This window comes from Microbacterium sp. T3-8, from assembly GCF_055398145.1.
Genome location: NZ_AP027918.1, coordinates 68570 through 83722, shown reverse-complemented (window position 1 = coordinate 83722; position 15153 = coordinate 68570). Strand labels below are relative to the sequence as shown.

Below are 15153 nucleotides of genomic sequence, written 5' to 3'. Positions count from 1 at the left end.
ATCCCCGCGCGCGCCGCGCGCTGAGAGGAGCAGCATGACCGAGTCCCTCACCCTGCGGGACGTGCGCCCGTACGACGGCGGTGAGCCGGTCGACGTGTTCGTTCGCGACGGAGTGATCGCCGAGATCGGCCCCGCCGGAACGGTCGCACCCGCGGGCGAGGTCGTCGAGGCGGGCGGTCGCTGGATCGGCCCGGGGTTCTGGGACGCGCACGTGCACTTCACGCAGCACGTGATCCGTCGCCGGCGCCTCGACCTCACCGAGACCCGCACCGCCGACGACGTGCTCGACATCGTGCGGCGGGCGCGCGCCGAGGGCGCCCCCCCGAGCGACGGGATGCTGATGGGCTACGGGTTCCGCGACGGGCTGTGGCCCGTGCCCGCCTCGCTCGAGGCCCTCGAGGCCACGGTCAGCGACATCCCGGTCGTGCTCGTGAGCGGCGATCTGCACTGCGGCTGGATGAACCGTGCGGCGGCCGCGCGCCTGGGTGTCGAGCTCGACGAGACGGGGCTGCTGCGCGAGGGGCCGTGGATCGGCATCCTGCACGATTTCGACGAGGCCGCGCAGCTGCCGGCGGATGCCTATGCGGATGCCGCGTCGGCCGCCGCCGCGCGTGGCGTCGTGGGCATCGTCGAGTACGAGAAGACCGACAATATCGCCGAATGGTCGGCGCGCACGGCGGGCGGGCTCACGAGCCTCCGCACCGACATCGCGGTGTGGCCCGACCTGCTCGAGCAGGTGATCGCCACGGGCGTCCGCACCGGCGACATCGTCGACGAGGCGGGTCTGGTCACCTTCGGCCGGCTCAAGGTCGTCGTCGACGGCTCGCTGAACACCCGCACCGCCTGGTGCTGGGACCCGTACCCCGGCATGGACCCCGGCCACCCGCACGCCTGCGGCATGGAGAGCGTGCCGATCCCCGAGCTGCGCCGCCTGCTCGAACGCGCCCGCGGCGCCGGTATCGAGGCCGCCGTGCACGCGATCGGCGACCGCGCGAACACCGAGGTGCTCGACACGTTCCAGGCCCTCGACATGAAGGGCGTGATCGAGCACGCCCAGCTCGTGCGCGACGACGACTTCGCCCGCTTCGCCGCGCTCGGCCTGATCGCCAGCGTGCAGCCCGAGCACGCCATGGACGACCGCGACGTCGCCGACCACCACTGGGCGGGCCGCACCGGTCGCGCTTTCGCGTTCGGTTCGCTGCACCGCTCGGGCGCGACCCTGCGCCTGGGATCGGATGCCCCGGTCGCCCCGCTCGACCCGTGGATCTCGCTCAGCGCGGCCACCGCGCGCAGCCGCGGCGACCGCGACGCCTGGCACCCCGAGCAGCGTCTTCCGCTCGACGTGGCGCTCGCGGCATCCGTTCGTACCTCGTTCGCCGTCGGGCAGCCCGCCGACCTCGTGATCGGCGACCGCGACCCCTACGCGAGCGACCGCGACGAACTGCGGTCCATGCCCGTCGCCGCCACCCTGCTCGGCGGCCGCTTCACCCACCGGGAGCTGTGATGACCACTTTCACCAACGGCCGTGTGTTCACGGGCGAGAGCGAGACCGCGTTCGCCTCGGCGTTCCGCGTCGTCGACGGGATCGTCGACTGGGTCGGCGACGCGGCGGACGTGACCGATGCGGATGCCGTCGACCTCGGCGGCCGCACCGTGCTGCCCGGACTGCTCGACAGCCACACGCACCCCGCGCTGCTTGCCGGAACCGCGGCGGCGGCGGAGTGCTTCCCGCCGGCCGTGCTCAGCGCCGACGACCTCGTGCGCGTGCTCGACGCGCACGCCGCGACGATCAGCGGGGCGGATGCCTGGGTGCTGGGGCGCGGATTCGACGACACCAAGTTCCCGGAGGGGCGGATGCCGACGGCCGCCGACCTCGACCGCATCGCCACCGATCGCCCGGTGCTGGTCTGGCGCTGCGACGCGCACTCGGCCGTCTGCAACACCCGCGCGCTCGAGATCGCCGGCATCACCGCCACGACGGTCGACCCCGAGGGGGCGCGGTTCGAACGCGACGCCGACGGCAACCCGAACGGGGTGCTCACCGAGATCGCGGCGGTCAACGTGGTGGCAGCCTTCATCCCGGCGCCGAGCCGCGACGAGCAGATCGATGCGATCGTGGCGATCGGCGACGAGCTCGCCTCACGCGGCATCGTGGCGGTCTGCGACCTGCTGTCGTCGCGCATCGACCGCCCGCTCGAGACCTTCCGCGCCGCCGCCGAGCGCGGCCTGCGCACCCGCGTCGCTCTGTACCCGGGGTGGGACCCGGAGGCGCCCCTCGGGGAGCTGACCGACGACGACCGCACCGGGCCGATCCGCATCGCGGGCGTGAAGGTCGTGCTCGACGGCGCGTACTCCAACCGCACCGCCTGGGTGCACGAGGCGTACCCCGACTCCTGCGACCACGGCCTGCGTCTCGTCGACGACGCCGACGTGCTCGCGGCCGGCGACTGGGCCCGCCGCAACGGCGTGCAGCTCGCCGTGCATGCGATGGGCGACCGGGCGCTCGACCGCGTCGTGGAGCTGTTCGAGGATCAGGAGCCGTGGCTCGACGGCATCCCCTCGGTGCGCATCGAGCACGCGACGATCGTGAGCGACGCGTATCTCGCGCGACTGGGATCGGGGCGGATGTCGTTCGGCATCGCCACGCACACGGTGTTCTTCTACGCCGAGTACGACGGGTACGAGAAGGCGCTGCGCGTCGAGCAGGTGCCGGATGCCTACCCGATCGCGCGCCTGTACGCGGGGCTCGAGCCGTTGGCACTGTCGTCGGACCGGCCGGCCACCGCGTGGAGCGGCGCCGACGACGTGATGCTCTCGGTCGAGGCCGCCGTGCGACGCCGCACCTACAACGGCATCGAGTTCGGCGCCGAGGCGGCGATCACCGTGCCGCAGGCGCTGCTGCTGTACACCTCGCGGGCGGCCTCGCTGTCGCCGCTGGAGGGTGTCGGGCGCCTCGCACCGGGGCTCGATGGCAGTTTCGCCGTGCTCGACCGCGACGTCTTCACGGTGCCCGACGACGAGATCGCCGCCGTGCGCGTGGCCGAGACCTGGATCCGCGGCGAGCGGGTGTTCGTGCGCTGAGGCTGGTGGGGATTCCTGCGACGCTTCGACAGGCTCAGCGACCCAGGAATCGGTTCCTGCCCGGAAACCGGGTCCCTGAGCCTGTCGAAGGGCCCACCCCGCGCCCCGTTCGGTGTGCGCAGCACCCATCGCCGACGGCATCCGCTCGTCGATAACCTCGCTCGGGAGCGAAGGGGCGACGATGACTGACGGAGATTTCCGGCCGCTCGAGGGCGTGCGCGTGATCGACTTCACCCGGCTGCTCGCCGGGCCGTACGCGACCATGACCCTCGCCGAGCTCGGCGCCGACGTGATCAAGGTCGAGCAGCCGGGCATCGGCGACGAGACCCGGCACTGGGGTCCGCCGTTCGTGCACGGGGCGAGCGCGTACTTCCACGCGATCAACCGCGGCAAGCGCAGCATCGCGCTGGACCTGGCCGACCCCGCCGATCGCGAGACCGCGCACGCGCTGATCGGCACGGCGGATGTCGTGGTCGAGAGTTTCCGTCCGGGGGTCGCCGACCGACTGGGGATCGGCGCCGACGCGATGCGCGAACGGTTCCCGCGGCTGGTCTACGCCTCGATCAGCGGGTTCTCGCAGGAGGGCCCGCTCGCGGCCGAACCGGGCACCGCCGTGACGGTGGAGGCCGAGTCCGGGCTCATGCACGTGACCGGGTACGAGGGAGCCGATCCCGTGCGCTCCGGGGTGGCGATGGTCGATATCGCGACCGGGATGTCGATGATCAACGGCGTGCTCGCCGCCCTCCTCGAACGCGGGCGCACCGGTGTCGGCCGCCGTCTGGAGTTCTCGCTGTTCGCGACCGCGCTCAGTTCGCTGGGCACGGTGATCGCCGCGACGTCGGCCGGCGGACCCCCGTCGAAGCCGTGGGGCAGTTCGCACCCGTCGATCGTGCCGTACCGCGCGTTCGCGGCATCCGACGGTCATGTCGTGCTCGGCGCGACCAACGACGCGATGTTCGCGCGTCTCGTGGCGGCGCTCGACCTCGGCGCCGTGCTCGGTGGGCCGGAGTGGGCGGGCAACCGGGCCCGGGTGGAGGGGCGCGACGAGCTCGAGCGCATCCTGGCCGCGCGGGTGGGATCGTTGCCGCTCGAGACGGTGGTCGGATGCCTGCAGGCGGCGCGTGTGCTCGTGGCGCGCGTGCGCACCCCCGAGGCGGCGGCCCGCGGCCCGCAGGCGGATGCTCTCGGCTTGATCGAGCACGACGACGGGGTGTCGATAGCCCGGTCGGCGCTCGGCACCAACGGCACGGTGCGGCTGGCACGCGCGCCCGGTCTCGACGCCGACGGCCCGGCGCTCCGCGCGGAGCTCGGTCGCTGACCGGGAGACGGGGCTACCCGGCGCCGAGCAACCTCACGCGGCAGGCGAGCTCGACGGCGAAGCGGGCGTCGGGATCGGCGAGATCGATGCCGAGCAGCTCGCGGATGCGCCGCATCCGGTACCCCACGCCGTTCGGGTGCAGCATGAGCTCGCGGCCGGCGTGCACGAGCGACCCCTCGTGCGCGAGGTACACGAGCAGGGTGCGCACCGACTGCAGCGCGCGCTCGGGGCCGAGGTCGTCGAGCGGACGCAGGATGTCGTGCAGCAGTTCGCGGCTGATCGGCGAGGCGTAGACGTCGAGCAGCACCCGCCGCAGGCCCGTGACATCGGTGAGCTCGACCCCGCCGAGGCGCCCGGCGGCGATCGCCGACTCAGCCGCGATGCGCGCCTCGGCCGCCGACTGCCGCAGTCCCAGCGCGCCGACCTGCGGGGTGCCGAGCCCGAGCGTGTAGGCCCAGTCGGAGCCGGCGATCTCCTGCGCCCGCTCCTGGATGAGCATCGCGACCTCGCGCACGCGGCGCTGATGGTCGCCGGCCCCGTGCTCCTCGGTGCACACGAGCAGCAGGTCGTCCTGCAGGAAGGCGACGTGCCACATCTCCTCGCGCGCCTCGACGAGCTGCAGCGCGAACAGTTCGAGCGCGGGTTGCACGCTGCGCGGCGCCCGGGCGTCGGGGTCGGCGGTGCCGGTCGGGGCGAGCCAGGCGACCGCGTGCGACTGGGGGAGGGGCAGCCCGAGACGCGCGGCCTGGGCGACGAAGCCCTCGGCGCGCGAGGGCTCGGCGAGCACGAGCTCGACGAGCAGGTCGGCGCGCGACTGCGTGGGGGCGAACCGGTCGCGGCTCTGCCGTTGCGCGACGCGCGAGAGCAGCGAGGCGATCACGGGCAGCGACACCTCGGTCGCGCCGTCGGTGCGATCGGCCACGAGGCGCCCGATGAGCACCTCGCCGATGAACACGGCATCCGCATCGGTCCACGCGGCGGCCTGGTCGGGGGCGATCGACAGCGCGACCCCGAGTGCGCCGCCGGCGACCGACAGGATGCTCTCGGTCGTGCTGTCTGCGGATGCCGCGGCCTCGGTCGCGAGGGCGATGGCGTGCGCTCCGCGCATCATCGCCTCCGACGCCCCGCCCGAGATGGCCCGGTCGATGGTCTTCGCGAGGTCGGCGGCGCCGACGCCCACGGCCGAGAACACGGGGACGCCGGCGCGCTCGGCGAGTACGCGCGCGGTCTCGGCGAGTGTGAGCGGGGCGGTGAAGACGAGGCCGGCGAGGCCGCGGGCGCTGGCCTGCCGCAGGGCGACGTCGATGCGGAAGGGCGGTGGCTGCTCCTCGCCGTCGATGATCGCGAGGGTGCCGGTGGCGAGGGCGTCGAGGCGGTCGACGGCGGCGAGGTCGACGCGCACGATCTGCCGGTCGTCGACGGGGCCGGCGTGCGAGCGCAGCCCGAGTCTGTCGGCGTCATCACGCAGATCCCGCAGTGTGTACTGTGCCATGCGCACAGTATGCCCGGAATCACTGGATGCAGGAAACATTGCCGGGAGGTGAACGGCTCCGTACCGTGAACACATGGCCCAGACTTCCTCCGTCGCACGCACCGCGGCTCCGATCACCGAGATCACGGCAGACGATATCGCCGCGCTCGGCGTCGGCACTGCGATCTTCGGCACCGGCGGCGGTGGCGCCGTCTACACCTCGCAGATCATGGTCGAGACCGCGCTGCGCGAGCACGGCCCCGTGCGCCTGGTGCAGGTCGACGACCTCGGCGCCGACGACGTCGTCATCCTGATGTCGGGCATCGGCGCCCCGACGGTCGGCATCGAGATGCTGGCCGCGAAGGACCAGATCCACGCGCTGCTCGCCGAGGCCGAGAGGCTGCTCGGCCGCAAGGTCACGACGCTCATGGCGGCCGAGATCGGGGGAAGCAACGGCGTGCAGCCGATCGGCTGGGCCGCCCGCCTCGGCCTGCAGATCCTCGACGCCGACGGCATGGGCCGGGCGTTCCCGGATGCCGCGATGGTGGCGATGAACGTCGCCGGCGTCCCCTGCGCATGGGCCGTGCAGAGCGACGTCGTCGGCAACATCTCGGTCATGAAGACGGTCGACCTGCACTGGCTCGAGCGTCACGCCCGCGCCCTCACCGTCGCGAGCGGCTCGATCTGCATCGGCGCGCACTACCCGATGACCGCCGACCAGGTGAAGGGCTCGGTCATCGAGGGCACGGTGAGCGCCGCCATCCGCGTCGGCCACGCCCTGATGTCGTCGTCCGACCCGGTGGCCGCCGTTGCCGCCGAGCTCGACGCCCGCGTGCTCATGACCGGCAAGATCACCGACCTCGACCGCCGCACCGTCGGCGGTTTCGTGCGCGGCTCGGTGACGATCACCGGCACCGGCGCCGACCGGGGCCGCCTGCAGCGCCTCGAGCTGCAGAACGAGAACCTGCTCGTGCTCGAAGACGGTGAGGTGCTGGTGAGCGTGCCCGACCTCATCACGATCATCGACGCCGAGACCGGCCACGCGATCACCACCGAGATGCTGCGCTTCGGCCAGCGCGTCTCGGTTCTCGCGTGGGCCTGCGACCCGATCTGGCGCACGCCCCGCGGCCTCGAACTCGCCGGGCCCCTGGCCTTCGGCTACGACTTGCCGTACGTCCCGTTCGAAGGAGCGACCCGATGACCGCCCGCGACCTCTCCATCGGCGTCGACGTCGGCGGCACGAACACCGACGCGGTCGTGCTCGACGGCGACGGCCGGGTGCTCGCGTGGACCAAGCGCGCCACGACCGATGACATCACCGGCGGCATCCGCGCCGGCATCCGCGACGTGCTCGCCGCGATCGGCGACGACCGCTCCCGTGTCTCGCGCGTCATGCTCGGCACGACCCACGCGACCAACGCGATCGTGCAGCGCCGCCAGCTCGACCGGGTCGCGATGATCCGCCTCGGTGCGCCGGCCGCGACCGAGTACCCGCCGCTGACCGGCTGGCCCGACGACCTCGTGCGCATGGTGCTCGCCGGCGCCACGATGCTCGGCGGCGGCCACATGGTCGACGGCACCCCGATCGCCCCGCTCGACCGCGACGGCATCCTGCGCTTCGTCGACGGCCTCGACGACTTCGATGCGATCGCCGTGGCGGGCATCTTCAGCCCCTCGTCGCCCGAGCAGGAGCTCGAGGTCGCCGACCTGCTGCGCGGCCACCTGGGGCAGGACACCCGGGTGTTCCTCAGCCAGGACATCGGCCCGACGGGTCTGCTCGAGCGTGAGAACGCAACGCTCCTCAACGCCGCGCTCTACAGCGTCGCCCGGTCGGTGACCGAAGCGCTGGTGACGGTCGTCGCCGAGGAGGGTCTCGACGCGACCACCTTCTTCGCCCAGAACGACGGCACACTGATGTCGCTCGACTACGCCGCGCAGTACCCCGTGCTCACGATCGGATCGGGCCCCGCGAACTCCATCCGCGGCGCCGCGTACCTCTCGGGCCATGACGACGCGATCGTGATCGACGTGGGCGGCACGACCTCCGACCTCGGCGTGGTCGTGGGCGGATTCCCCCGCGAGTCGACGCTGCCGCGCGAGATCGGCGGGGTGCGCACGAACTTCCGGATGCCCGACATCCTCAGCGTCGGCATCGGCGGCGGCACGATCGTCGACGTCGCCTCGGGCCGCGTCGGCCCGGACTCGGTCGGCTACCGCATCGACCGGGAGGGCCTGCTGTTCGGCGGCTCCACCCCGACGCTGACGGATGCCGCGGCCCTCGCCGGCAGCCCCGTCGCCGGTCGCACGCTGCCCGCGCTGTCGTCGCAGGTGACCGAAGCGCTCGAGCAGGCGCTCGCGAAGGTCGCCGATCGCCTCGACGAGGCCGTCGAACGCCTCTCCCTCGGACGCATGGACATCCCTCTCGTCGTCGTCGGCGGCGGCGGATTCCTCGTTCCCGACAGCCTCGCGAGCGCCGGCAGCATCCTGCGTCCCGACCACGGCGGCGTCGCCAACGCGGTCGGCGCGGCGATCTCGCTCGCCGGCGGCCGAGCCGATCAGATGGCCCCGATGGGCGATCGCAACCAGGCGATCGAGCAGGCATCCGAAGCCGCCATCGCGAAGGCGATCCAGGCCGGCGCCGACCCGCTGCAGGTGTCGATCGTCGAGGTCCTCGAGACGCACGTTCCCTACACCGCCCAGCCCACCGTCAACGTGACGGTCAAGGCCGCAGGCCCGCTCGCGCGGCTCTCGGCCGAGGTTCCGGTCCGCTGACCGGAAGAAGAAGACCACAGCATCCGCAGCTCCACCCCCTCACCCGAAATCAGGAGATCGCTATGAAACGCAGTACCGCAGTACCCGTGGCCGCCGTTCTCTCTGCGCTTGCGCTGACACTGACGTCCTGCGCGGGCTCGAACGATCAGTCCGCGCCCGCCGAGGGCGACTACGTCTCCGGCGGCACCTTCGTGACCGCCGTCGGCGACGACCCGGGCGACCTGAACCCGCTCAAGGCCGTCTCGCCCGACACGTTCGCGGTCGTCAGCCTCGCCTACGAATCGCTGATCGCCGTCACCGACGAGGGAGACCTCGTGCCCTGGCTCGCCGAAAGCTGGGAGGAGACGGGCACCGAGGTCGTCTTCACCCTCAAGGACGGCATCACCTGCACCGACGGGTCGGAGTTCACAGCGCAGACCGTCGCCGACAACCTCAACTACAACGCCGACCCCGCCAACGCGACCTTCTCGTACGGCTCGGTCATCGACGAGACGATCTCGGCCACCGCCGACGGTAACGTCGTGACGGTGACGAGCACCGAGAACAACCCGTTCCTGGCCGTCAACGTCGGCACGATCATGCTCGTCTGCGACGCCGGCCTCGCCGACCCGACCACGCTGTCGGACGCGACCGACGGCACCGGACTCTTCGGCCTGAGCGACGTCAAGCCGGGCGACACCTACACGTTCACCAAGCGCGACGACTACACGTGGGGCCCCGACGACGTCACGAGCGAGACCGTCGGTCTGCCCGACACGATCCAGGCGCGCGTCGTCACCGATGAGAGCACGGCCGCCAACCTGCTCGTCTCCGGCGAGATCAACGCGGCGACGATCTCGGGCGCGGACCGTGCCCGTCTCGACGGCGCCGGACTCACCCACTCGGGTGTGCGCAACCCCGTCGGAATGATCCTCTTCAACGAGAAGGAGGGTCGTCCGTTCTCCGACCCGCTCGTGCGCGAGGCGCTGTCGATCGCGATCGACCGCGACGAGGTCGGCACGGTGATCGCCGACGGCGAGGCACTGGAGTCCGTCTCGCTGGTGACCAAGAACCCGCTGCTCTGCGTCGCCGACGGTCCGAAGTGGGAGCTGCCCGACACCGACCTCGACCGGGCGGCCGAGCTGCTCGACGAGGCCGGCTGGACGGTCGGCTCCGACGGCACGCGCACCAAGGACGGCCAGCCGCTGACCATCAAGTTCGTCTACAACGCCCCCACCTCGACGCACGCGGCCGCGGCCGAGCTCGTCAAGGAGACGTGGGACGAGCTGGGCGTGACGACCGAGCTGTTCGCGAACGACGCGGCGGCCTGGTCGGAGCAGCTCTGGTCGACCTTCGACTGGGACACCGGCTGGGTGCAGGTGGCACCGGGCGGCCCGGTCGTGCTGTCGACGTTCTTCGACGGCGCCACCCCCGACCAGGGCGGTCTGAACTTCATGTGGGTCGACAACCCCGAGTACTCCGCTCTCGCCGCCGAGGCCTCGAGCGCGAGCCCCGAGGAGACCTGCGGCATCTGGCAGGACGCCGAGGCCGAGCTCATCAACCGCTTCGACGTGTTCCCGGTGACCGACAACATCCTGCCGACCTACCAGTCGGGCGCGGTGTTCGAGCAGCCGAACTTCATCCAGCCGACCTCGATCCGGATGCTGGGCTGACATGACGACGACTCCTCCTCCCGCGACCGCCGAGGTGGTCGACACCACCACGGCCGCCCTGGCGGCGCGGGTGGAGGAGCGCCGCCTGCGTCGGGGGCTCTCCCCGCGCACCGCGTTCCTGCTCCGCCGCCTCGGCCGGCTCGTGATCTCCCTGGCCGTGGTGATCGTCGCGTCGTTCCTGCTCATGTACCTCGTGCCCGGCGACCCCGTGCGCGCGGCGCTGGGTCAGAGCGCGACGCCGCAGCTCGTCGAGGCGACCCGCACCCAGCTCGGCCTCGACCGGCCGATGTGGGAGCAGTTCTTCCGCTTCATCGGCGGTCTCTTCACGGGCGACCTCGGCACCTCGGTGCGGTTGCAGCGACCGGTGGCGGACGTGCTCGCGCAGCGCTTCCCGACCACGCTGCTGCTCGCGGTGCTCGCCTTCATCATCGCCGTGATCGGGGCGCTGCCCGCCGGCATCGGCGCGGCGGTGCTCGCGCGCTCCGGCCGTCGCCGCGGCCTGTCGATGACGCTCTCGGCCGTGCTCGGCATCCTGATCGCCGTCCCGAGCTTCCTCGTGGCGGTCGGTCTCATCTCGCTGTTCGCGGTGCAGCTCGGCTGGCTGCCGGCGGCCGGATGGGGAAAACCGGCGGATGCCGTGCTGCCGGTCATCGCCCTCGCGATCGGCCCGATGGCGTACCTCGTGCGCATCGTGCAGGTCGAGATGCTGGCGGTGCTCGACACCACCTACATGACCACCGCCCGGGCCAAGCGCCTGCCGCGGCACCTGATCCACCTGCGGCACGCGCTGCCGAACATCGTCACCGCGTCGCTCACCGTCGGCGGGCTCATCCTCGCCGGCCTCACCGCCGCGACCGTGCTCATCGAGACCGTGTTCGCGATCCCCGGACTCGGAACCATCATGGTCTCGTCGGTCGGGGCCAAGGACTACCCGATGGTGCAGGGCGTCGTCATCGTCTACGCGCTCATCGTGCTGGGCGTGAACCTCGTCGTCGACGTCATCCTCGCCACCATCGATCCGCGCTCGTCGATCACGGAGGGCTGAGACATGTCCGTGCGCAAGAAACTCCTCAACGCCACCGCGATCTCCGCCCTCGCCGGCAGTGCGCTCCTGGTGTTCCTCGCCGTCGCCGGTCCCACGATCTGGGGCCCGGCCGCCGACACCACCGACGTCTCCTCGCGTCTGCTCGGCGCGAGCGCGGCGCACCCGTTCGGCACCGACGAGCTGGGCCGCGACATCCTCGCCCGCGTGCTCACCGCGACGCGCCTCACGCTGCTGCTCACGCTCGGCGCCACGGCGATCGCGCTCACCGGCGGCATCGTGTTCGGTCTCGTCGCGAGCATCCTGCCCAAGTACCCGCGGCGCTGGTTCACGGGCCTCCTCGACATCCTGCTCGCGTTCCCCTGGCTGCTGATGGTGCTGTTCTTCACCGTCATCTGGGGCGCGACGGCGACCGGGGCGATGCTCGCGATCGGCTTCGCGGGCATCCCGTCGTTCGCCCGTCTCGTGTACAACCTCGCCTCCTCCGTGTCGGGCCGCGACTACGTGCGGGCCGCCCGCGTGGTGGGCGTCGGGCCGGTCGGCATCCTGCTGCGGCACGTGCTGCCGAACATCGCCAACCCGTTCTTCGTGAACGCCGCCGCGACCGCGAGCGTCACGCTGCTGTCGTTCGCCGGTCTCTCGTTCCTCGGCCTCGGGGTGCAGGCGCCCGCGTACGACTGGGGGCGGATGCTGCAGGAGGGCATCCTGCGCATCTACGTGAACCCGCTCGCGGCGATCGGCCCCGGCATCGCCATCGTGCTCGCCGGTCTCGTCTTCACGCTGCTCAGCGAAGCCGTCGCCGGCACCCGCGGCTCGGGCTTCCGCGCCGTCGCCGCCCGGGCCGTCGGCGGGGTGACGATCACCTCGCGCCGACGCAACCCGGCCCCGGCCGCCGCGGCGCCCGAGAGCGACGTGGTCGCCGAGATCACCGACCTGCACATCGCCTTCCCCACCGCCGACGGCGGCGTGGTCGAGCGCGTGCGCGGCGTCGACCTGCGGGTCGCCCGGGGCGAGATCGTCGGCATCGTCGGCGAATCCGGGTCGGGCAAATCGCTCACCGCGATGGCGCTCGCCGGGCTCCTCGGTGACGACGCGATCATCACGACCTCCGCGCACCGCTTCGACGACCTCGACATGACCGGGCAGCTGACGGCATCCGATCGTGCCCGCCTGGGCGTCGAGCTCGGCATGATCTTCCAGGACCCGCTCACCTCGCTGAACCCCGCGCTCACCATCGGACGCCAGCTCACCGAGGTGCCCGAAGTGCACATGGGCATGCGCCCGAAGGAGGCGCGCGTGCGCGCCGCCGACGCGCTGACCGCCGTCGGGATCCCGGATGCCGCGAACCGGCTGAAGCAGTACCCGCACGAGTTCTCGGGTGGCATGCGTCAGCGGGCCATGATCGGCATGGCGCTCACCGGCAAGCCGCGGCTGATCATCGCCGACGAGCCCACCACCGCGCTCGATGTGACCGTGCAGCGTCAGGTGATGGGCGTGCTGCACCGGGCGCAGGAGGAGACGGGAGCGGCGATCGTGTTCATCTCGCACGACATCGCCCTCGTCTCGGCGTTCTGCGACCGGGTCATCGTGATGAAGGACGGGCGGGTCGTCGAGGCGCTCTCGGCCGGCCGCATCCGGCAGGACGCGCAGCATCCGTACACGCAGGCGCTCATCGCGTGCCTCCCCGACATGACGAGCGACCGAACGCAGCCGCTGCCGGTGATCCCGCCGGAACTGATGCCCGAGGCGTTGGACGACTCCGCGCCGACCGAGGACCCGGCGGATGCCCGCGAGGGCTCCCACGACGGTGCCCACGAGAAGGAGGTGCCGGTGTGAACGCGCTCGAGATCACGGACCTGAGTGTCCGCTACGGCCGTACCCGCGTGGTCGAACGGGTGAGCCTGTCGGTGCCGAAGGGCCGCACGGTCGGACTCGTCGGCGAATCCGGGTCGGGCAAGAGCACGATCGCGGCCGCCGCCGTCGGGCTCGTGCGCCCCGAATCCGGATCGATCCGCGTCGACGGCGTCGAGACGGCGACCGATGGGGCGGCCGCACGCCGCGCACGCCGCCGCATGCAGCTCGTCTTCCAGGACCCGTTCTCGGCCCTCGACCCGCTCATGCCCATCGGCGACTCGATCGCCGAGGCCCTGCGCGCCACCGGCCGCCGCTGGACCCGCGCCGAGCGCATCGCCCGCGTGCGCGAACTGCTCGCCCAGGTGCACCTCGACCCCGACCGCGCGGGCGAGCGGCCCGGCGCCTTCTCGGGCGGCCAGCGTCAGCGCATCACGATCGCGCGCGCCCTCGCGGGCGAGCCCTCGGTGCTCATCGCCGACGAGGTCACCAGCGCCCTCGACGTCTCGGTGCAGGGCGCGATCCTCAACCTGCTGCGCGAGGTTCAGCAGGAACTGGGGCTGTCGATGCTGTTCATCTCGCACAACCTCGCGGTCGTGCGGTACATCAGCGACGAGGTGTGCGTGATGCGACATGGCAAGCTGGTCGAGGCCGGGCCGACCGAAGCACTGCTCGCGAACCCCGCCGACCCCTACACGGTGGACCTGCTCGACGCGGTCCCCGTTCTCGGCGAGAGGATGCAGTTCTGATGGGTTCCGGTTCGGACGCGGGTTCTGGTTTCGACGGCGGGTTCGGGGGTGCGGCGGAAGAACTGCGCGCGCACCTCACGGCCGTGCGGCGCGAGCTGCACGGAGCGGTCGAGATCGGACTCGACCTGCCGAACACGCAGGCGATTTTGCTGCGTGAGCTCGAGGGTCTCGGACTCGAGATCACCGTCGGGCAGTCGCTGTCGTCGATCACCGCTGTGCTGCGCGGCGGGCGTCCGGGCCCGGTGGTGCTGCTGCGCGGCGACATGGACGGACTGCCCATCACCGAGGCATCCGGTCTGCCGTTCGCCGCGACCTCGGGCGCGATGCACGCCTGCGGCCACGACCTGCACATGGCCGGAGTGCTCGGTGCCGTGCGGCTGCTGGCCGCCCGCCGCGACGAACTCCCCGGCACGGTCGTGTTCATGTTCCAGCCCGGTGAGGAGGGGCAGGCCGGCGGTCGCATCATGATCGAGGAGGGCGTGCTCGACGCCGCCGGGGCGCGGCCGGTCGCGGCGTACGCGATCCACGTCGACAGCGCCACCCCGCGCGGACAGCTCGTCACCCGCGAGGGCGCGATGATGGCGAGCGCCAGCGCGCTGCGCCTGACCCTGCACGGCACCGGCGGCCACGCCGCCTTCCCGCAGCTCGGCATCGACCCGGTGCCGGTGGCGGCGCAGCTCATCCTCGCGGTGCAGACCTTCGCCGCACGCCGCCTGCCCGCCACCGACCAGGCCGTGATCTCGATCACGCGCCTGAGCAGCGACTCCGAGGCGAGCAACGTGCTGGCCGCGACCGTGTCGCTCGAGGCCAACATCCGCACCCTGTCGATGCAGACCCTCGACACGGTGCGCGAGCAGCTGCCGGTGATGCTGGCGGGGATCGCCGAGTCCAACGGATGCCGGTTGGAGTCGGAGTTCATCGCCTCGTACCCCGTGACCTACAACGACCCGGCCGAGACTCGCGAGGTGCTGGAGGTGCTCGACGAGCTCGTCGGGGAGGAGCGCGTGATCCGGCTCGCGGCGCCGTCGATGGCATCCGAGGACTTCTCTTACGTGCTGCAGGAAGTGCCCGGCGCCCTCGTGTTCGTCGGTGCCGCCCCCGACTCGGGTCCGATGCCGCTGCACTCCGAGCAGGCCATCTTCGACGACGAGGTGCTTCCGCTGCAGGCATCCGTCCTCGCCGAGCTCACCTGGCGCCGGTTGCTGCGCGGCTGAGGC

General features: G+C 72.0%; 11 protein-coding genes. 10 read left to right on the top strand and 1 reads right to left on the bottom strand.

Annotated features, from left to right (window positions below; translation table 11 throughout):
• Positions 1–34 precede the first annotated feature (34 nt).
• The 3 genes from ACZ5Y9_RS00355 to ACZ5Y9_RS00345 all read left to right on the top strand — a co-directional run bounded on the left by ACZ5Y9_RS00355 (position 35) and on the right by ACZ5Y9_RS00345 (position 4399).
• Positions 35–1504, top strand: a complete 1470-nt coding sequence (locus ACZ5Y9_RS00355) for an amidohydrolase (RefSeq protein ID WP_464471954.1) — start codon at positions 35–37, stop codon at positions 1502–1504.
• Positions 1504–3081: an amidohydrolase gene (locus ACZ5Y9_RS00350; RefSeq protein ID WP_464471953.1), complete on the top strand. Its 1578-nt coding sequence runs from the start codon at positions 1504–1506 to the stop codon at positions 3079–3081. The genes ACZ5Y9_RS00355 and ACZ5Y9_RS00350 overlap by 1 nt, the downstream gene beginning before the upstream one ends.
• A 181-nt stretch (positions 3082–3262) precedes the next feature.
• A complete protein-coding gene (locus tag ACZ5Y9_RS00345; RefSeq protein ID WP_464471952.1) occupies positions 3263–4399 on the top strand; it encodes a CaiB/BaiF CoA transferase family protein in 1137 nt (378 codons plus the stop codon).
• 13 nt (positions 4400–4412) lie between these two features.
• On the opposite strand, the gene ACZ5Y9_RS00340 is transcribed toward ACZ5Y9_RS00345, so the two are convergent.
• The gene (locus tag ACZ5Y9_RS00340; protein ID WP_464471951.1) at positions 4413–5891 is read right to left on the bottom strand and encodes a PucR family transcriptional regulator; all 1479 of its coding nucleotides are present in this window, start codon (positions 5889–5891) and stop codon (positions 4413–4415) included.
• A 73-nt stretch (positions 5892–5964) separates the two neighbouring features.
• Here ACZ5Y9_RS00340 and ACZ5Y9_RS00335 point away from each other — a divergent pair, with 73 nt between their 5' ends.
• The 7 genes from ACZ5Y9_RS00335 to ACZ5Y9_RS00305 all read left to right on the top strand — a co-directional run bounded on the left by ACZ5Y9_RS00335 (position 5965) and on the right by ACZ5Y9_RS00305 (position 15150).
• Positions 5965–7071, top strand: a complete 1107-nt coding sequence (locus ACZ5Y9_RS00335) for a DUF917 domain-containing protein (protein WP_247957096.1) — start codon at positions 5965–5967, stop codon at positions 7069–7071.
• Positions 7068–8642: a hydantoinase/oxoprolinase N-terminal domain-containing protein gene (locus ACZ5Y9_RS00330; RefSeq protein WP_464471950.1), complete on the top strand. Its 1575-nt coding sequence runs from the start codon at positions 7068–7070 to the stop codon at positions 8640–8642. The genes ACZ5Y9_RS00335 and ACZ5Y9_RS00330 overlap by 4 nt, the downstream gene beginning before the upstream one ends.
• 62 nt (positions 8643–8704) lie before the next feature.
• Entirely contained in the window at positions 8705–10294 is a 1590-nt protein-coding gene (locus tag ACZ5Y9_RS00325) for an ABC transporter substrate-binding protein (RefSeq protein ID WP_247624290.1), read from the top strand.
• A 1-nt stretch (position 10295) separates the two neighbouring features.
• Positions 10296–11339: an ABC transporter permease gene (locus ACZ5Y9_RS00320; RefSeq protein ID WP_247624291.1), complete on the top strand. Its 1044-nt coding sequence runs from the start codon at positions 10296–10298 to the stop codon at positions 11337–11339.
• A 3-nt stretch (positions 11340–11342) separates the two neighbouring features.
• Positions 11343–13172, top strand: a complete 1830-nt coding sequence (locus ACZ5Y9_RS00315) for a dipeptide/oligopeptide/nickel ABC transporter permease/ATP-binding protein (RefSeq protein WP_464471949.1) — start codon at positions 11343–11345, stop codon at positions 13170–13172.
• Positions 13169–13936 carry an ABC transporter ATP-binding protein gene (locus tag ACZ5Y9_RS00310; protein WP_464471948.1) on the top strand — a complete coding sequence of 256 codons (768 nt, stop codon included), beginning with the start codon at positions 13169–13171 and terminating at the stop codon, positions 13934–13936. The genes ACZ5Y9_RS00315 and ACZ5Y9_RS00310 overlap by 4 nt, the downstream gene beginning before the upstream one ends.
• Complete coding sequence (locus ACZ5Y9_RS00305) at positions 13936–15150, top strand: M20 metallopeptidase family protein (protein WP_247624294.1); 1215 nt, start codon at positions 13936–13938, stop codon at positions 15148–15150. The genes ACZ5Y9_RS00310 and ACZ5Y9_RS00305 overlap by 1 nt, the downstream gene beginning before the upstream one ends.
• Positions 15151–15153: the final 3 nt, after the last annotated feature.